Below are 16,011 nucleotides of genomic sequence, written 5' to 3'. Positions count from 1 at the left end.
TATGGGTACCAAGCGAATCACCAACGGATCCGAGCGCACCCTCATCGAGAACACACTCGACCGAAACCGTGAAGCATTGATCGCGACCGCACGCGGGCTGGCTGAAGCCGACGCCCGCCGGCACCTCGTGACGTCGCTGACGACGCCGATCTCGTTGATAAAGCATGCCGCCGCAGCGGAGAGAATCTGGTTCCAAAGGTTCTGGGCCGGACTAGACGAATCCGAATGCGACGGGTACTCGAGGCGAGACGAAGGCACGTTCGCTGTCGGCGATCACGAGTCGCTGCCCGACGTGATCGCCGAGTTCCAGCGCGCCAGTCAGCGATCACGCGACATCGCGTCGCGGTTCGACCTCGACGCCACCATAGACATCCCTGCGGAGGGAACTGTGAGCATGCGGTGGACCCTGCTCGCCATGATCGAAGAGTTCGCCAGGCATGCCGGGCACGGCGACATTCTTCGCGAACAAATCGATGAGACCCGCTCTGACGGCAGAACCCGCCAAACTTCTTGACCTCAAACGCGCTTGGGCACAAGGGCCAAACGTGCCTCAGTCGAGACAGAACTCGTTACCCTCGATGTCCTGCATCACGATGTACGACTCGTTGATGCCGTCAGCCGGCACTATTCGCCCCCGCACGGCCCCCAGCGCCACCAAGCGTGCGCACTCGGCTTCCAGCGTTGCCAGGCGCTCTGGCCCCACGAGTCCGATGCCCACCCGGACGTCGAGATGCACACGGTTCTTGGCGGTCTTGCCTTCGGGTACGCGCTGAAAGAACAGTCGTGGGCCGACACCCGAAGGATCAATGCAGGCGAACGCCGATCCCTGACGCTCGGGGGGCAGGGACCGATCGAAGTCCGCCCAGGTGTCAAATCCCGGCGGTGCCAGAGGCACCACGTATCCCAGCACTTCGCACCAGAAGCGAGCTACGCGCTCCGGATCCGCGCAATCGAAAGTCACTTGAAATTGCTTGACCGAGCCCATCAGCCGACCCTAACCAGCTGCCGAGGTGATCGCTGGATAGTTCCGGCGGCTCGAGGACGTTCCCACGAGAAAGACAGGTCATTCGACATGTCTTCGGTGCGGCCCTCAGGAGGAACACGGTATGAGTTTGGACGACATGACAAGGGTGGGAAGTCCGGTCGACGAGTTGGTTCCGTCGCGCTACGCGGTACAGGTGGGTGACATCGAGGTGCTGGTGATCAGCGACGGAGTGTTGCCGATCACGGCCTCGACGTTGGCCACCAACGTCGACCAGGCGGACCTGGCGGGCTGGTTGGACGACAATTTTCTGCCGCCGGAGGTGGTCGACTGGCCGCTGAACATCGTGGTGGTCCGCAGCGGTGATCGGACCATCCTCGTCGACGCCGGGCTGGGGCTGGAATTCCCGGACTTCCCCCGCGCCGGCCAGACGGTCCAGCGATTGGAGGCTGCAGGTGTCGATCTCGGTTCTGTGACCGACGTCGTGCTGACCCACATGCACATGGACCACGTGGGCGGACTGATCACCGAAGGGGTGAAGGAACGGCTGCGGCCGGACCTGCGGGTCCACGCAGCGGCTGCCGAGGCTGAATTCTGGGAGTCGCCCGATTTCTCCCGCACTGTGATGCCGCAGCCGATCCCGGATGTGCTTCGGAGGGTTGCCACGCAGTTCTTGGACGACTACCGGGGCCAGCTGCGGACGTTCGAGACGGAGTACGAAGTGGCACCGGGCGTGCTCGTCAGTCGCACCGGCGGTCACACTCCCGGACACAGTGTGGTCCGCCTGGCGTCCGGCGGCGAGAAGCTGACATTCGCCGGCGACGCCGTGTTCGCACCCGGGTTCGACAACCCCGAGTGGCAGAACGGATTCGAACACGATCCCGAGGAGGCGGCCCGCGTCCGCATCGAGCTTCTGCGCGAGTTGGCGGCGACGGGAGAATCGCTGGTGGCCACCCACCTGCCGTTCCCATCCGTCTGCCACGTGGCGACCGCCGGCGACGCCTTCCGGTGTGTACCGGCCGGCTGGGATTACTGATCGCCTGCCGTGATTGGCCGGCGCTCCCTACGGGGAGCGCCGGCCAATCACGCGTTCCGGACCATGATGGCGTGGGGATTTCTACCAGCGAAGTTTCGGTTTCCACCCGTGGTAGGCGTGGAACTGCGAGCATGAGCAATGACGGTGCGGCGTTGGCAAACGTCAAACTGGCTTGGTTGGCCGGGGTGAAGGAGTGGAAGATGCGTTCGATGACGGCTTCTGAGGCGCGACACATGCTGACAAGATCTGCGGTGGCCGCAATCTGCGGGATCGCTGCGCTGGCCGCGGCTACTCCGGTGACTACGGCGTCCGTCGCTTCAGCGGCACCGCGCATACCCACGGCTCTCGATTCCCCCACCAGCCCGGATGATCCGGCGTGCGCCACGGAGGGATGGAATCCAGCCTGCTGGGGCGGCATGTACGACCAGACGCCAGACGACGGGATCCCCGGAGACAACGCCGCGGACGGGGGCATACCGGCCCCGGCGATGGTGCCGAATGTCGACGGATCGATGAGCCCACCTGGGACACCCGGGGCCATCTAGCGGCGACGCCTCCACGCCGGCCGGCACAGGCTAGATCTGCACGGCGTACAACTTCTTGCGGTATGCCGCCAGCGACCGCGCGCCCAGCGCCTTGACCAAAAGCCGTTGCGGCAGTGGCACTCCCGCCAGGAAAGAGCGGCGCTCTTCGGGGGAAGCGTAATCCAGCACAAGTCCGCCGAGGCGGATGCCCCATCGTGGATGTTTGGTCAAGAACGACGCTCCCCGCCTGACCGCGGTTTCCCACTCCTTCGCAGTCAGGTGCTGGACGATAACCGGCAAGGCGTCTCGCTCCTCTTCATCGAGGTGGGTCAGCACCTGTTCGGACAGCTGGGCGAACGACTCGCGCAGCCGGTCAGTGGTCGATCGCTGCGCGGAATTCGTCCACGACACGCGATCTGCTTGTACCTCGTGGAGTGCCGTTGCGATACGCCCGTGCTGCGCTTCCATCAGCTCGAAGTCGGATCTCCGATCCAGCACTCTGGCCGACAGGATCGGCCAGACCAGCTCGTCTTCGGCCGCGTGGTGGTGATGCAACGCTTCGGTGATGAATTGCAGGTGGTCACCGACAATCCGCGCACGCGAGGTGTCGCCGGGCTGCACGCCGTCGATCAGCTCCGCCAGTTCACCGAACTCGCGGCGAAACACGCGGTGGACGAGCAACATGTCCAAGTCGTTGACCGGCATATCAAGCTTCCGTTCGGTGAACTGCGGCAACCGTCCAGGATCAGGATGCGTCGCACACCAGCTGTCGCAACAAGTATCCGGCTACCCCATTTGATAGTTCAGTGTTCTCTGTATTCACAATCCGATGTACTCTGAGCTCATGGAGACGCTGACGCAGGTCGCGGTGCTGGCCCGGTTCGGTCATGCCCTCTCGGATCAGACCCGGTCCAAGATCCTGCTCGCACTCAAAGACGCCCCGGGATATCCGGCCGATCTGGCCCATCAGGCCGGTGTGTCCCGGCAGAGCATGTCCAATCATCTTGCCTGCCTTCGTGGTTGCGGTCTGGTTGTCGCGGTCCCGGAAGGTCGGCGCACCCGCTACGAACTCGCCGACCCCAGGCTCGCCCACGCACTGAACGACCTGTTACATGTGGTGCTGGCAGGCGACCCCGGGCAGTGCCCGGACGCGGCATCCGATGGGTGCTGCTGATGGCGCCAGAGGTCCCGATGCCCGGCACTCCTCTGGCCCCGGCACGACGGGCGTTGCTGCACCAGCGGATCCGGTGGTTCGTCGCCGCGACCATCACCTACAACGTCATCGAGGCGATCATCGCGATCGGCGAGGGTGCCCGGGTGTCGTCGACCGCGCTGATCGGCTTCGGACTCGACTCCGTGATCGAGGTGTCCTCGGCCGCCGCCGTCGCCTGGCAGTTCTCGGGCCCGGACCCGGAGGCTCGCGAGAAGACCGCGCTGCGGATCATTGCGGTGTCGTTCTTCGCGTTGGCCGCCTACGTCACCGTCGAATCGATCCGATCGCTCGCCGGAGCGGAGGAGGCCAGACATTCGGTGATCGGCATCGCCTTGACCACGGCCAGCCTGGTGATCATGCCGGTGCTATCCACTGCCCAGCGCCGCGCCGGTCGCGAACTCGGTTCCCGCTCAGCAGTGGCGGACTCCAAACAGACGCTGCTGTGCACCTACCTGTCCGCGGTGGTCCTCGCGGGGCTGGTCCTCAACAGTATGTTCGGCTGGAGTTGGGCCGATTCGATCGCCGCACTCATTCTCGCCGGCGTTGCCGTCAACGAAGGACGCGAAGCGTGGCGGGGCGAAACCTGTTGTGGAGAATGAGAACCCGGCGGCTCGTCGCCGACAAGCCCGCGACCACCTGAGGACAAGCCCAGGGCACCGATCACACATTGACGTCGAATCCCAGGTCGACATCGCAGGCGGCCTGCCCGCCCCGAATGCCCCAGTTTTGTGTCGGATGGTCGCGTACAACGATGGTGACGTGGTCCGGCGGGATGCCCAGTACCTCCAGGCGATTGACGATCTCCCGGTAGAGATTCCGCTTGGCCTGCACGGAACGGCCGGCAAAGCAGTCGACTGTCACGAGGGTGCACAGCTCGGGTTGCGCCACGCCGGGCGAATGCGAGAACCGATGAGGCTCATGGGATACCAGTCGGACGTGCTTGTCGCCGGCCGGGATCTGGAAGGCGGCCACTAGCGCGTCGTGCACCGCATCGATGATCGCCACCTCTGCGGACTCGCGATAAGGCCGCCGTACTTCGATGAGTGTGCTGGGCATCGGGGAATCGTCACATACGTTGTGTGCCGGGGTCACTCGAATTTTGTGCCGCCATGCCGATTGACACCGATGAACGACACAGCAAGGGGCCCCAGCCCGGAAACCGGCTGGGGCCCACTGACTTGCCTACTGTTACGCCTGGACCTGTCCGAGGGTGACGTCGACGGTGCGCGGAGCACCCGACGGATCCTCATAAGTCAGCGTCACGGTGTCCCGCGGCGCCTTGGAGCGCACGGCAGCGACCAGGGCATCGGGACCGTCGATCACCTGGTTGTCGACCTTGGTGATCACCGCGCCGTCGGGCAGACCGGCCGCGGCTGCCGGGCCTCCGGCGACCACGCCGGCGACCGTCGCGCCGTGCGAATCGTCACCGGAGAGCTGGACACCCAGCGAGGCGTGCTGGACGGTCCCGGTCGAAACCAGTTCGTCGGCAATGCGTTTGGCCTGATCCACCGGAATCGCGAAGCCCAGACCGATCGACCCGGCCTGCCCACCGCCCTGCGAACCCTGACCACCGCCCAACGATGCGATCGCCGAGTTCACTCCGATGAGGTCGCCGTTCATGTCGACCAGTGCACCGCCGGAGTTGCCCGGGTTGATCGCGGCGTCGGTCTGGATGGCGCTCATCACCGAATTCTGGCCACTCTGCTCATCGCCTGTGGCGACCGGACGATCCAGCGCGCTGATGATGCCTGTGGTCACCGTTCCCTGCAGCCCCAACGGCGAGCCCACCGCCACGACGTTCTGCCCCACCTTCAGGTCCTTCGAGGAACCGATCGTGATCGGGGTCAACCCGGACACGTTCTGTGCCTTCACCACCGCGATGTCGTCGTCGGGGTCGGTGCCGACGACCGTGAACGGCACCGTTCGGCCATCGGACATGGTCACGGTTGCCTGCATGGCGCCGTTGGTCCGGCCGGAAGTCCTGGCCGACGGCCCGTCAGGCGAATACTGATCGTCACCCGGGAACTGCCCACCGGGGAACAGTCCGCGCGGCATTCCGGGGAACTCGCCATCAGGTGAGCCGTCGGCGGCCAGCGGTCCCTGAGTGCCCGCTCCGCGCGCGGCGGCCGCCACGACATGATTGTTGGTGAGGATCAGACCGTCCTCGCTGAGGACGATCCCGGATCCCTCCTCGCGCCCCTGCCCGGTCTCGACCTGCAGCTTGACCACACTGGGCAGCACCTTGGCAGATACCTGTTCGACCGATCCGGCCGGTGCGGAACCCTTCGGCTGTACGGGGGCGGATCCGGTGGTCGGCGCCGGTATGCGGGCGTGGTCAGCAACCGGCGCCTGTGCGACAGCGGTGGGCTTTCCGGCCTGGTCGACTACCGCGACCGCTGCGACTGCGCCGGTGGCCATGGCCACCGCGGCAGTGCCGGCGACCAGCACGCCGACGCGGGACTTCTTCTTCGGCTGTGAAACGTCCTGTACCGGAGGCGCATCGAACGTCTGGGTCGTCCCAGGATGCAATCCATACGGAGGAAACGGTTGCTGATAGCCGGTCCGGCTCCATGGGCTTGGATTCCGTTGATCCTCCGCCTGTTTCGCAGTCCACTCGCGATTGCTACTCTGCGGCGACTTACCCGACCAATAATTCATTCCGATTGCTTCTTCCCTTGCGACACCGACATATATGCGCCGTGCCGGCGCCTATCTAGATGGTGCAGTGCCCCACTGAGGGTTTGCTGAGAGTGAGTTCGGTGCTGCCCAAGACTTTTTCGGCGCCGCAAGGCGCTACTGCCGGAGAAAGCCCCCCGGCTCAGCGCCGGCCAGCATCTGCTCCGCGTCGAATTGCTCGAACGTCTCCACGCGCGTGAACCCAGCCGCTAGGCGTGGCGGAGCGCGGCGAGGTTTGCTGTCCGGGTGATGATCACGGTCGGTTGATCAGCCCAGCGGATTGAGCACGAAGGTGCACAACCGCGGCAGGTTCCTCAGTGGGATCCAGACCATCACCTGACGGCAGGTTCCCGTCGCCTGGCCGATCGGGCCCCCGCAGACCGGCCAGGCGCCGAGACCTTGGGTCTGCATCACGTTGCGAGCCACGCGGATCTGTTCCTCGCGACTCGCCGCGGCGGGCGACCCCATTCCCCCGTGCGAGGCCCACGTAGCCGGGGTGAACTGCAGCCCGCCGTAGAAGCCGTTGCCGGTGTCCGCCGCCCAGTTTCCGCCCGATTCGCACTGAGCCATCGCGTCCCAGTTCGGTTCGGCGCCGGCGTTCGGAACTGTCAGGAGTGTCTGAGTCAGGGCGATCGCACCGACGAACCCGATTACGGTGACGACCTTGCGCACGCGCATGTCGATCCCTTCATGGCGGCGTGCGCTTGGATGCACGCCGGTAATGGCGGGGCGACAGACCATTTTCAGCCCATCGTGATACAGAGTTTACCGATGGGGCGGAAGTAAAATAGCCGTGCTAGAGAGTCTAATTATCTTCTTTGAGTTTATTTAATAGTTATGGGTCTCATGGGGCCGGTGGGGATAGCCCCATCCGTCTGTTCCGCGCCAAAACCCCAGTTCAAAGCCATGACCGCACGCCAAGGGCGGAGGCAATCGCGCGCGTCTGGTTTCACAGAGTTCGGCGTCAGGTGCTGTGAAATTTGGGGCCTATTGTGAATTTAGTTTCCCATGAGATGCCAGTGAAAGAATTGAATTTTGATGCCAATGTTACTGGTGAGGTAGGTGTGGTTATTGTTACATCGAATTACTGGTTACGGCCGCGGGCCGCAGCCGGGCGATGATCCCGTCGAGGTCGACGAAGAACATGTCGGGACGGAAGACGTGACCACCGGGCAGCTCATGCGCTTCATATGGAATTCCTGCGTGGTCGAGAAGGCCGCGGAACTCACGCTGGCCGGCGAGTACCTCAGTCTCGTTGGCACTGTCGAACCAGTTGATCGGATCTGGACTGGTGCCGGCGACGAGGAAGACGCGCTTGTTGCGATAGCTCTCGATCCGCTCGACCGGGTTGTCGGCACTGACCCTGGCCTGGTCCCACAGCGGGGCGCCATAAACCGTGCCACCTGCCAGATCCAGCACCGCGGACGTGATGTTTGCCCAGTGCACGACGAGGCCGAAATCGCGGCGCAGGCTTGCCGGGCCCGAATGGGCACTGACCGAAGCGAAGTGGCCGTAGTATTTCGCCGCGTACTTCAGCGCCCCGAAGCCGCCCATCGAGAATCCGCCGACCGCTCGGCCGTCGTACTCCGCGTACGTCCGGAAGTTCGCTTCGATCCAGGGCAGCAACTGGGCGATGTGGAACGTCTCCCAGTTCCGTGGTCCGGAGAAAGACGTGACCGGGTTTGAATACCAGCCGGCGTGCCCACCGTCGGGCATCACCACGATGATCGGCTTTCCGGCGGTCCAGTCACGGATACCCATGAAGTCGAACGAACGGAAATCGTCGTTGCCGCCGTGGAACATGTAGAGCACCGGATACGTGCGCCCACTGGTGTGATAGTCGTCGGGAAGCAAGACGTTGACGCCGGGGTTCCAGCCGACTGCCGCAGTCTGGAATCGGTAGTACCACAGGCGAGGATCGTTCTCATTACGGTCCACGATCCGCAGGCCGAATCCGTCGCCGCGCCCGGTGAATATGACCAGCGACTGTCCGGGGTTTATGGCGCCGGAGTCGGTGATGCCATTCACACCGGCGATCGGTGGATAGAACGACGGGTCACCGTAGAAGCGTGATGCCAACGCCGACAACGTATCTCCCGGAGCCACCAGGTATTTCCTCAGCTCCGGGATGATCAGTTGCTGACCGGGATTGAGGCCGGCATCCGGGCCGACGCCACTGGCAGTGGCGATCAGCCGCGACAGATCGGTCTGCCCATAGAAGCGCGACGCCACGCTCGACAACGTATCCCCCGGGGCCGCGGTGTATCGCGCGTAGTCGGGAAAGAGCAGCCGTTGCCCCACCTGGATGACGTTGGGATCGGATACACCGCTGGCCGCGGCGATCAGTCGGTAGCGTTCGGCATCCCCGTAGAATCGCAATGCCAACGCTGACAGCGTTTCCCCCGGCACAACCGTATGAATCCTGACCATGGTTCCCCTCCTTCAGTTGCAACTAGCTCTGGTCCTGGCGCTTGTGGTTACGACGCCGGTTGCCCTGATGTCAACAAGTCTAGGCCCGCGGCCGACAGCGTGAAATGGTTGACTTCTAAGGCATTACGAGTTCTCGGCATGCTGATTCACGTACGCTCCCCCACGTGTACGTCGACGTGATGTCCGTTCCGCAGCCCCTGGCTCAAATCGGAGAGCTTGCCCGCCGTGTCCAGTCCGCCGGATTCTCCGGGCTCCTGCTCACCGAGACAGGCCGCACCGCGTATCTCAATGCGGCGGTCGCCTCACAGTCCGCTCCCGGACTGGAGCTCTCGACCGGTGTTGCCGTTGCCTTTCCGCGCAGCCCATTTGTCACCGCGGCCTCAGCGTGGGAACTCCAGGAAGCCAGCGACGGCAAATTCCGGCTCGGTATCGGTACCCAGGTCCGCACACATGTCGTGCGTCGCTACGGAGTGCCCTTCGAGCAGCCCGGCCCGCGTCTGCGTGACTATGTGCTGGCGGTCAAGGACTGCTTCGCTGCCTTCCGGACCGGCAAGCTCGAGCATCACGGCGATTTCTACGATCTCGACTTCATCACGCCGCAGTGGAACCCCGGACCGATCGATGCACCCGATCCCAAGGTGGACATCGCCGCGGTGAATCCGTGGATGCTGCGCATGGCCGGCGAAGTCGCCGATGGTGTCCACATCCACCCGATCGGAGAGCCCGGTTACATCGCCCGCCACGTCCTGCCCAACGTCGCCGCGGGTGCGGCCAAAGCGGGCCGCTCCCCTGACGACATCGCCAAGATCATCCCCGTGATGACGATCGTCGGCGACAGCGACGAGGAACGCGCCAACGAGCGCGAGTTCGTGCGGGCCAGTATGAGCTTCTACGGAAGCACGCCCAACTATGCGTTCATTTGGGACGAGGCCGGCTTCGAGGGCACCACCGCCCGCCTCAGGGAGAAGCAAAAAGCCGGTGACATCGCCGGCATGGCGGCGCAGATCACCGACGACCACATCGCCGCCTTTGCCACCGAATCGACGTGGGACGGGTTGGCGGACGCGTTGACCGCCAAATACGGCGGAATCGCCACCCGCGTCGTGCTCTACAACGCGCTCGGCAGGCCCGACCGTCTCGAACGGTACGGCGAGATCGCACAGCGCCTGTCGACGGTCTGAGGCGAGAGACCGTCCCGTCTCGTAGCATTCTGCTACGCTTGTTTCAGAGTGCTACCAGGGAGGTTCTCATGACCGAGACCGCAGATCGGGTGACCCGGTTCGCCGCCGACCTCGTCGACAGTGCGGCCGCAGAAGGTGCACGTCAGAGCCGGTCGGCCAAACAGCAACTCGACCACTGGGCGCGCGTGGGTCGTGCCGTATCGAGCCGCCACAGCGCCGCCCGCCGCAAGGTCGAGGCCGCCCTGGCCGGCGACATCCCGCTTCGGGAGTTGACCGCCGAGGAAGGTGCGGTGTTCGACGCCGAGATCGCCGCGTCCATCGAGGAGAGCCTGGCGCGCGCCGACTATGGTGCGACGCTGGCGGCCCGCGGCATCACGACCGTCGCACTCGACGAGGACGGCGCGATCGTGCAATACCAACCGGACGGCAGCACCACGGTGCTGACGCCGCAGCAGTGATCCTGGCGCACCGTGACGCGGGCCGTACCGTCGCGCGGTGAAGCGTCTCGATCTCGTCGTCGGATGCAACGGCGCCGGCAAGTCCACCTTTGTCGAACTCACCCTCTCCCCACTGCTTCCGGGTAGCCCCTTCGTCAACGCCGACGAAATCGCCAAGCGTCGCTGGCCTGAAGATCCCGCCCCGCACTCCTACGAGGCCGCGCTGGTCGCCGCCGAAACGCGGGCAAAACTCATCGAACTCGGCGAGTCCTTCATCGCCGAGACAGTGTTCTCTCATCCCTCCAAACTCGAACTCATCGACCATGCGCACGCCGCCGGGTACACCGTGATCCTGCATTGCGTGCTAATCCCCGAAGAGCTGGCCGTGCACCGAGTGCGCCACCGCGTGCAGGCAGGCGGCCACCACGTTCCCGAGACGAAGATTCGTGAACGCTACCAACGACTTTGGAATCTCGTCGCAATCGCCGCGGACCGGGTGGACTCGGCAATGTTCTACGACAACAGCACCGTCAAGGGCCCGCAGATAGTCGCTCAGATCGCCGGCGGGTTCGTCATCGGATCGCCCGCCTGGCCCAGCTGGACGCCGGCGGCGCTCAATTCCCGATGGAATCGATAGCGACGGGAGGTATAGGGTCAGACCCCTCGAGGCGGTCCCGGACTTCTCGCATTCGCCGGGCCAGTGTCTCCTCATCGATGACATGCCTGGCCACCAGTGAATGCGTCAGTGCGACAAGCTGATTCTCGGGGTACGGCAATGTCACATAAACCTCTTGAACCAGGCGATCCTCATCGGTTCGACGAGCGAGCAGCGGCAGTGTCGCGCCCTCGTGGTCAAGTGCCTCGCACATCCCGTCGAGACTCGATTTCCACGGCGGTACCGGATTGGAGACGCCGTACTTCTGCGCCATGCGGGGCCACGACTGCCCCCGCCTCACGATCTGTTCCAGCGTCCGGACCCTGACTGCGGTGACGTCATCTTCGTCGGTCATCGGTTGCCCCTCAGTACCCGTCGGCCGGGCGGACCGCAAGATGCACCGGCCGAGGCGCATTCGCGGTCACCCCGGGCTTCGGCAAGGCGACACCGATCATGCAGTCGCGGGTAACGATCTCGGCGAGTTGCTCCTCGGTCCAGTCCTCAGTTCCGGCGGGCCGCACCGGCAGGACCAGGAACCGGCGTTTGGAATTGGAGTCCTCGACCCGGATTTCGACATCGTCGGACAGGAAAAGCCCGAACTCGCCGAGAACCTGGCGCGGCCAGCGCACAATGCGTCGCCGATAGTTGGGCGTCCGATACCACTCGGGAGAATTACCGAGCAACGGCCGCGGATAACACGAGCACAATGTGCAGACAATCACGTGGTGCAAACTCGGTGTGTTCTCCAGTACCTCCAAGGCGGTGAAATCGCTGGGTGTCCCGAAGCCGGTCGGGTGCAGCCAATCGATTCCGACTTCCCGGCTGGCGGCGATGGGGTCCCGGAGCACCAGCTGCTTGAAATCCGGATCCACCCAAGCCTTCGCGACGAGTCGGGAGCCCGGCGCCGGGCCGATCTGCTCGACGAACTCGGTGTAGTGCCGGTGGTCTTCGGCAGTGAACAGGCCCTTCTCGATCGCCAATTCGCGGAGCGCGATCTCCAAGACCTCGAAATCGGTCACTTCCTCGACCATGGGTGCCGCGTGCCGCTCCTGGGCTTCGTGATGCGTGTGCGCCGCGTCGTCGTGGGTCATGTCGGATTCCTGTTCGTTCCGTCGAATGAGAGGTCTAAGCGAGCGGCCGCAACCACAATTCGGAGATCTCGGCCTGAAGGGTGTCGCCTTCGGCGCCCGCGTACGGCTCCCACACGTCGGTCATGTTGAAGCGCACGATGTAGAACCACTGAGGCTTCTGCTCTTCACGGTCGAACGCCTCGTCCTCGGGTACCAGACTTTCGTAGGACACCTCGACGATCGTCCCGGGCTTCCCGCGCAGATACTCCTGGGTACGGGTGTAGAAGATCGTCGGTAGGTCCCGCACACGCACCCGGTCGCCGACAGCGAATCGAGGTTCCCCGGCCTGGCCGGCGAACCGTTGGGGATCCCCCTTGCCGAGCGCCTCGATGTGATGCCGGTTCCTGGAGACCCGCGTCGGATCACCGACGCTGCGGGGTGCAGCCGAGAGTGCGTCGTCAGCACCGGCGGCCACCCGGGCCCGCACCTCGTCGACCCGTTCGAGCAACTCGCGAAGCGTGATGTGGTCCTTCTCGACGAGGCATCGGGCGACAGCCCACACCCACCGGCCGTAATAGGGGAAGCCGTGGTAAATCGTCCGGCCCACATCGACGTTTCCGAGCCGCCGCCGTTCTTCGGACGTCCAGATGCCACGCCAGCCGAGGACCTCACACGTGACAAAGGTATTGAGCTCCCACGCCTCTTCTTGCTTCTCCTCGAAGATCGCGGGTGCGTCGGGATCACCGCCGACGTCGTGCGGATTCTTCATGAACGCACCGAAAAGCGTGTGGTCGATCTGATCGGGGTAGGGCCAGTCCTGCAGCCGATGTAATGCCGGGCGCAACTGGCTGACAAAATCACCCATGGAATTGTTGGCCATATTCCGTGTCCTCAGGTGGATAAACGGTCTGCCTGCGGCGACGCTATCACGGGCAAACGTGGCTCGACGCTTATCGATGAAACTTCCAACCCCTGGGCGTGGTCATTGAAACTCAACGATGACGACAAGATTCACTGGCGGCAATTTGTTCACCGGGGCACCATCACCCAGCTATCGGCAGGCGCGCGCCCTCTCCGCTGTAGCGTGACGCGCATGAACTCCATTCGCGTGCCTTCCACCGTCGCGCTCGTGGCCTGTGCCGCGTCGTTGACCATGACGCTTGCCGCATGCGGCTCCGACACGGACACCTCCGCGGCTTCGTCCTCGACGAGCACGCCATCCGTCGCTGAGGTGCTCACGCCCTCCATCGCACAGACCGCGACCGAGGCCACCACCTGCCCGACGGCGGCGCCGCAGGGCGCCGGCACCCCCGAATGGACGATGTCCGGGGCGACCGGCAGTGTCGCGGTCACCGGCTCCACCGACACGGCCGCGCCGGTGGTGAAGGTGACCGGACCGTTCAGCGTGGCCGAGACCCAGGTGCACACCCTGAAGGCCGGGGACGGCCCCGTCGTCGCGCCGTCGGCGAACGTTTCGGTCTGCTACATGGGTGTCAACGGGCGTGACGGGTCGGTGTTCGACAGCAGCTACGAGCGCGGCGAACCGGTCGACTTCCCCCTCAACGGCGTTGTGCCCGGCTTCCAGAAGGCCATCTCCGGACAGAAGGTCGGCTCCACGGTGGCAGTCGCGATGACCTCAGCCGACGGCTACCCCCAGGGTCAGCCCGCCGCAGGCATCCAGCCCGGCGACTCGTTGGTCTTCGCGATCAAGATCCTCGACGCCCGGGGCTAGTCACACCGCCCACCCGGGCCCGGAGCCCGCTTGCGACAATGCTCCCATGGTCGAGCGCAGCATCTGGATGCAGAAGGTGGCAGCCGATCCCGGGCATTCGGATTGGTACGTCGAACGCTTTCGTGCCATGGAGCGTGCCGGTCAGGACCTGGCCGGTGAGGCCCGTCTGATCGACGCGATGGCATCGCGCAATGCCCGCATCCTCGACGCCGGCTGCGGTCCCGGCCGGGTGGGTGGATACCTCGCCGAGGCCGGGCACCAGGTAGTCGGCGTCGACGTCGACCCGGTGCTCATCGACGCGGCCGTGCACGACCATCCCGGTCCGCGCTGGCTCGTCGGCGACCTCGCCGAGCTCGACCTACCGGCACGCGGTATCGCCGACCCGTTCGACATCATCGTGTCGGCCGGCAACGTGATGACCTTCCTCGCCCCGAGCACGCGGGTTCGGGTCCTGACGCGGCTGCGCGCGCATCTCGCCGACGACGGCCGGGCGGTGATCGGGTTCGGAGCCGGCCGCGAATACGAGTTCGGTCAATTCTTCGACGACGCGGTCGCGGCCGGATTCACCACCGACCTGTTGCTGTCCGCTTGGGACGTCCGCCCCTTCACCGAAGGCTCGGACTTCCTGGTGGCGATCCTGCGTCGCGCCTAGCTCGAACCGTTCGGGCTGAAGTTGAAATTGGCTATCGCGGTGGACAATCCGGTGCCGATCGGGCCCGACGCGTCGTACAGGCACGCACTGCCGGTGGCCACGCCCTCAGCGCTGGTATGGGTTACTGCCGCCATGCCGATGAACGGGCCGACCGGCAACCGACTGAGCGCCAGCGTGTAATCGGCGTTGATGAAAGCCAACCCGGCCGAACTGAAATTGCTCATCGAACTCGTGACGTCGACCGCCAGAGCGGCTCGCACAAATGGCGTGAGCTCTTCGCCGGCAACGAGCTCACGGACCTCGCGCAGCCATGCATAGCGCGGGCCGGATTGTTGCCACGGAAACCCCTCGCCCGTCCAATTCTCGTGCGGGCCATACGCCCTGATGAACATCGGCACTGTGTCGTCGAACTCGTCCGGTTCCTCGGGCAGTGCCGGAAGGGCGATCTCGGTGGTCCAGAACTGTCCGTCGGGCTGTACGCCGCGTCGTAGATATAGCGCCGAAGCCCGCGCCACCAACGCATCGTCCTGGGTCATCTCCGCATCGACCGCCTGCATCCGGGATCCGGATCGCACCACCGAGGCAGCGACGCGGACCGGAGCGTGAGCGACCCGGCGCAGTATCTCCACGGTGAACCGGGCGGGGTGGAGCCCGTCGTCGGTGACGAGTTGCTCAACGGCACGGGCCAGGAGGCCGCCGACCACCTGGCCGCCCAGGGTGGGCCCCCACCCTCCGTGTGCGATCTTGTTCGGCACGAACCCGTCGTCACTGCTCACAAAGAACGGCGTCATCGCAGTGCGCTCCACAGGTGCCCTTTCGTCCGGTACTTCAGGCAAGCACGGACTCTATTACAGATATGCCTACAGTTGTTGCCACGATATGGCCGGGTGCTCGGTGCCACGGATTTCGACGATCGGGCACAGGACTATTGCCACGAGCGCCCCTTCGTTCTACTATCGCCTGTAGTAGTTACTTGGGGGGCCTATGACGTCACCGATACTCGTTCAGACACAACGCTTTCTGCGTCTGGCGGCATTGATGTTCCTGCTCGGGTGGGGTCTGCACGTTATCGACCACCTACTGCGAGGAATGTCGGCATCACCGATGTTTGTCATGGCCGGCGGCATGATCCAGGGCGTGATCGTCATCATCGCGATCACCATGACCCTGCGCGCGCATCCCCGCGCGCCCGACCTCGCGATCTTCACAGGTATCGGTAGTGCAGTTGTGTTCACCTACGCGCACCTGCTGCCGAATTTCTGGCCGGACTTCCAGGACAGCTATCTCAGCGGTCCCCGCATCAACGTCACCTGGTTCTCCTGGGTGACAGCGCTTTCCGAGATCGGCACCGGACTGTTGTTCGCCTATGCGGGCATACGGGCGAAGCGGGCTGCGGCGTAGGTGCGATTCCGCGGGTAACGTC

Annotated in this window: 21 protein-coding genes; 11 read left to right on the top strand and 10 right to left on the bottom strand. The window is 64.6% G+C overall.

The genetic code is table 11. The features are described from left to right. Position 1: 1 nt before the first annotated feature. Positions 2–514 (top strand): DinB family protein, encoded by a 513-nt coding sequence (locus ACZY08_RS28530; RefSeq protein WP_463747969.1) that lies wholly within the window; start codon positions 2–4, stop codon positions 512–514. A 36-nt stretch (positions 515–550) separates the two neighbouring features. Here ACZY08_RS28530 and ACZY08_RS28525 read toward each other — a convergent pair whose 3' ends face one another. Further along, entirely contained in the window at positions 551–985 is a 435-nt protein-coding gene (locus tag ACZY08_RS28525; protein WP_463747968.1) for a VOC family protein, read from the bottom strand. A 121-nt stretch (positions 986–1,106) separates the two neighbouring features. On the opposite strand from ACZY08_RS28525, the gene ACZY08_RS28520 reads away from it, so the two are divergent. Further along, positions 1,107–2,018, top strand: coding sequence for an MBL fold metallo-hydrolase (locus tag ACZY08_RS28520; protein ID WP_463747967.1), 912 nt, complete (start codon positions 1,107–1,109; stop codon positions 2,016–2,018). 131 nt (positions 2,019–2,149) lie between these two features. After that, a complete protein-coding gene (locus ACZY08_RS28515; RefSeq protein WP_463747966.1) occupies positions 2,150–2,563 on the top strand; it encodes a hypothetical protein in 414 nt (137 codons plus the stop codon). A 30-nt stretch (positions 2,564–2,593) separates the two neighbouring features. Here ACZY08_RS28515 and ACZY08_RS28510 read toward each other — a convergent pair whose 3' ends face one another. Beyond that, positions 2,594–3,277 (bottom strand): hemerythrin domain-containing protein, encoded by a 684-nt coding sequence (locus tag ACZY08_RS28510; protein WP_463747965.1) that lies wholly within the window; start codon positions 3,275–3,277, stop codon positions 2,594–2,596. A 109-nt stretch (positions 3,278–3,386) separates the two neighbouring features. Between ACZY08_RS28510 and ACZY08_RS28505 the strand changes: the two genes are divergently transcribed. After that, positions 3,387–3,716, top strand: a complete 330-nt coding sequence (locus ACZY08_RS28505) for an ArsR/SmtB family transcription factor (protein ID WP_463747964.1) — start codon at positions 3,387–3,389, stop codon at positions 3,714–3,716. After that, positions 3,716–4,354 (top strand): cation efflux transmembrane domain-containing protein, encoded by a 639-nt coding sequence (locus tag ACZY08_RS28500; protein ID WP_463747963.1) that lies wholly within the window; start codon positions 3,716–3,718, stop codon positions 4,352–4,354. Before ACZY08_RS28505 ends, ACZY08_RS28500 begins: the two co-directional genes overlap by 1 nt. Before the next feature lie 61 nt (positions 4,355–4,415). Here ACZY08_RS28500 and ACZY08_RS28495 read toward each other — a convergent pair whose 3' ends face one another. From ACZY08_RS28495 to ACZY08_RS28480, 4 genes are all read right to left on the bottom strand, one after another. Further along, positions 4,416–4,811 carry a tautomerase family protein gene (locus tag ACZY08_RS28495; RefSeq protein ID WP_463747962.1) on the bottom strand — a complete coding sequence of 132 codons (396 nt, stop codon included), beginning with the start codon at positions 4,809–4,811 and terminating at the stop codon, positions 4,416–4,418. A gap of 132 nt (positions 4,812–4,943) precedes the next feature. Next, positions 4,944–6,200, bottom strand: a complete 1,257-nt coding sequence (locus ACZY08_RS28490; RefSeq protein ID WP_463748071.1) for a S1C family serine protease — start codon at positions 6,198–6,200, stop codon at positions 4,944–4,946. A 498-nt stretch (positions 6,201–6,698) separates the two neighbouring features. Beyond that, positions 6,699–7,109 carry a transglycosylase family protein gene (locus ACZY08_RS28485; RefSeq protein WP_463747961.1) on the bottom strand — a complete coding sequence of 137 codons (411 nt, stop codon included), beginning with the start codon at positions 7,107–7,109 and terminating at the stop codon, positions 6,699–6,701. A gap of 396 nt (positions 7,110–7,505) precedes the next feature. After that, entirely contained in the window at positions 7,506–8,861 is a 1,356-nt protein-coding gene (locus tag ACZY08_RS28480) for an alpha/beta hydrolase-fold protein (protein WP_463747960.1), read from the bottom strand. 164 nt (positions 8,862–9,025) lie between these two features. Between ACZY08_RS28480 and ACZY08_RS28475 the strand changes: the two genes are divergently transcribed. From ACZY08_RS28475 to ACZY08_RS28465, 3 genes are all read left to right on the top strand, one after another. After that, complete coding sequence (locus ACZY08_RS28475) at positions 9,026–10,042, top strand: TIGR03617 family F420-dependent LLM class oxidoreductase (RefSeq protein WP_463747959.1); 1,017 nt, start codon at positions 9,026–9,028, stop codon at positions 10,040–10,042. A gap of 68 nt (positions 10,043–10,110) precedes the next feature. Beyond that, entirely contained in the window at positions 10,111–10,500 is a 390-nt protein-coding gene (locus ACZY08_RS28470; RefSeq protein ID WP_463747958.1) for a TA system antitoxin ParD family protein, read from the top strand. Between the two features lie 37 nt (positions 10,501–10,537). Continuing rightward, complete coding sequence (locus tag ACZY08_RS28465) at positions 10,538–11,116, top strand: zeta toxin family protein (RefSeq protein WP_463747957.1); 579 nt, start codon at positions 10,538–10,540, stop codon at positions 11,114–11,116. Here the strand turns inward: ACZY08_RS28465 and ACZY08_RS28460 are convergent. Genes ACZY08_RS28460 through ACZY08_RS28450 form a run of 3 tightly spaced genes read right to left on the bottom strand, consistent with a single transcriptional unit; the run spans position 11,094 to position 13,084 of the window. Further along, a complete protein-coding gene (locus ACZY08_RS28460; RefSeq protein WP_463747956.1) occupies positions 11,094–11,489 on the bottom strand; it encodes a thiocyanate hydrolase in 396 nt (131 codons plus the stop codon). The two genes, ACZY08_RS28465 and ACZY08_RS28460, sit on opposite strands and share 23 nt — an antisense overlap. Positions 11,490–11,499: 10 nt before the next feature. Continuing rightward, entirely contained in the window at positions 11,500–12,225 is a 726-nt protein-coding gene (gene scnC / locus ACZY08_RS28455; protein ID WP_463747955.1) for a thiocyanate hydrolase subunit gamma, read from the bottom strand. A gap of 34 nt (positions 12,226–12,259) precedes the next feature. Beyond that, positions 12,260–13,084, bottom strand: coding sequence for an SH3-like domain-containing protein (locus ACZY08_RS28450; protein ID WP_463747954.1), 825 nt, complete (start codon positions 13,082–13,084; stop codon positions 12,260–12,262). A 213-nt stretch (positions 13,085–13,297) separates the two neighbouring features. On the opposite strand from ACZY08_RS28450, the gene ACZY08_RS28445 reads away from it, so the two are divergent. Next, positions 13,298–13,936, top strand: a complete 639-nt coding sequence (locus tag ACZY08_RS28445) for an FKBP-type peptidyl-prolyl cis-trans isomerase (RefSeq protein ID WP_463747953.1) — start codon at positions 13,298–13,300, stop codon at positions 13,934–13,936. Positions 13,937–13,982: 46 nt separating this feature from the next. Next, complete coding sequence (locus ACZY08_RS28440; protein WP_463747952.1) at positions 13,983–14,588, top strand: class I SAM-dependent methyltransferase; 606 nt, start codon at positions 13,983–13,985, stop codon at positions 14,586–14,588. On the opposite strand, the gene ACZY08_RS28435 is transcribed toward ACZY08_RS28440, so the two are convergent. Then, positions 14,585–15,379, bottom strand: a complete 795-nt coding sequence (locus ACZY08_RS28435) for a thioesterase family protein (protein ID WP_463748070.1) — start codon at positions 15,377–15,379, stop codon at positions 14,585–14,587. The two genes, ACZY08_RS28440 and ACZY08_RS28435, sit on opposite strands and share 4 nt — an antisense overlap. Positions 15,380–15,572: 193 nt before the next feature. Here ACZY08_RS28435 and ACZY08_RS28430 point away from each other — a divergent pair, with 193 nt between their 5' ends. Continuing rightward, positions 15,573–15,989: a hypothetical protein gene (locus ACZY08_RS28430; protein ID WP_463747951.1), complete on the top strand. Its 417-nt coding sequence runs from the start codon at positions 15,573–15,575 to the stop codon at positions 15,987–15,989. Positions 15,990–16,011: the final 22 nt, after the last annotated feature.

Source organism: Mycobacterium sp. IDUB_9 (assembly GCF_055419505.1).
The sequence above is the reverse complement of the archived record's forward strand: the minus strand, read 5'-3'. Positions and strand labels throughout refer to the sequence as shown.

Bases quoted from the DNA above. Each gene is read 5' to 3' on its own strand.
- ACZY08_RS28525 (WP_463747968.1), bottom strand. From the start codon at position 985: ATGGGCTCGGTCAAGCAATTTCAAGTGACTTTCGATTGCGCGGATCCG.
- ACZY08_RS28440 (WP_463747952.1), top strand. From the start codon at position 13,983: ATGGTCGAGCGCAGCATCTGGATGCAGAAGGTGGCAGCCGATCCCGGG.
- ACZY08_RS28430 (WP_463747951.1), top strand. From the start codon at position 15,573: ATGACGTCACCGATACTCGTTCAGACACAACGCTTTCTGCGTCTGGCG.
- ACZY08_RS28435 (WP_463748070.1), bottom strand. From the start codon at position 15,379: ATGACGCCGTTCTTTGTGAGCAGTGACGACGGGTTCGTGCCGAACAAG.
- ACZY08_RS28485 (WP_463747961.1), bottom strand. From the start codon at position 7,109: ATGCGCGTGCGCAAGGTCGTCACCGTAATCGGGTTCGTCGGTGCGATC.
- scnC (WP_463747955.1), bottom strand. From the start codon at position 12,225: ATGACCCACGACGACGCGGCGCACACGCATCACGAAGCCCAGGAGCGG.
- ACZY08_RS28460 (WP_463747956.1), bottom strand. From the start codon at position 11,489: ATGACCGACGAAGATGACGTCACCGCAGTCAGGGTCCGGACGCTGGAA.
- ACZY08_RS28445 (WP_463747953.1), top strand. From the start codon at position 13,298: ATGAACTCCATTCGCGTGCCTTCCACCGTCGCGCTCGTGGCCTGTGCC.
- ACZY08_RS28495 (WP_463747962.1), bottom strand. From the start codon at position 4,811: ATGCCCAGCACACTCATCGAAGTACGGCGGCCTTATCGCGAGTCCGCA.
- ACZY08_RS28470 (WP_463747958.1), top strand. From the start codon at position 10,111: ATGACCGAGACCGCAGATCGGGTGACCCGGTTCGCCGCCGACCTCGTC.
- ACZY08_RS28515 (WP_463747966.1), top strand. From the start codon at position 2,150: ATGAGCAATGACGGTGCGGCGTTGGCAAACGTCAAACTGGCTTGGTTG.
- ACZY08_RS28520 (WP_463747967.1), top strand. From the start codon at position 1,107: ATGAGTTTGGACGACATGACAAGGGTGGGAAGTCCGGTCGACGAGTTG.
- ACZY08_RS28480 (WP_463747960.1), bottom strand. From the start codon at position 8,861: ATGGTCAGGATTCATACGGTTGTGCCGGGGGAAACGCTGTCAGCGTTG.
- ACZY08_RS28505 (WP_463747964.1), top strand. From the start codon at position 3,387: ATGGAGACGCTGACGCAGGTCGCGGTGCTGGCCCGGTTCGGTCATGCC.
- ACZY08_RS28500 (WP_463747963.1), top strand. From the start codon at position 3,716: ATGGCGCCAGAGGTCCCGATGCCCGGCACTCCTCTGGCCCCGGCACGA.
- ACZY08_RS28450 (WP_463747954.1), bottom strand. From the start codon at position 13,084: ATGGCCAACAATTCCATGGGTGATTTTGTCAGCCAGTTGCGCCCGGCA.
- ACZY08_RS28530 (WP_463747969.1), top strand. From the start codon at position 2: ATGGGTACCAAGCGAATCACCAACGGATCCGAGCGCACCCTCATCGAG.